Origin of the sequence: Marinomonas arctica (assembly GCF_003259225.1) — a bacterium.
Classification (GTDB): domain Bacteria; phylum Pseudomonadota; class Gammaproteobacteria; order Pseudomonadales; family Marinomonadaceae; genus Marinomonas; species Marinomonas arctica.
In genome coordinates, this window is sequence record NZ_QHJF01000107.1 from 1 (window position 1) to 328 (window position 328).

Annotated in this window: 1 protein-coding gene; it reads right to left on the reverse strand. The window is 51.5% G+C overall.

Features of this window, described 5'->3' with window-relative positions; all coding sequences use genetic code 11:
• A partial coding sequence (locus tag DK187_RS21035) for a contractile injection system protein, VgrG/Pvc8 family (protein WP_275426778.1) occupies window positions 1–328 on the reverse strand: 328 nt, incomplete at both ends.

The window sequence follows — 328 nt, forward strand, 5'->3', positions numbered from 1 at the left end:
AGCCACCACCGGATAAAACATTGTACGGGATGGTGTTGGGATGCTTGGGGAGCGTTTGGCTTTGGTCCGCAAAGTGCAGTAGGTGTTTGCCTTCTTCGTGGGTAAAGTAGTAGACCCAGCCTTCTTCGGCGGCCAATCGATGCAAAAACTCTAAGTCGGTCTCACGGTATTGAGCACAAAACTCCCGCTCAAGGGGCGTTCTTTGGGTGGTAAAAAGGTGTTCCGTGATGCCCATCTCATCCAGCAGTTGGGTGATAATGGCTTGGGCGGTTTGCTTTTGGAAAATACGGCTGTTGTGACGCAAGGATAAACGTTCCAGCGCAGGAAC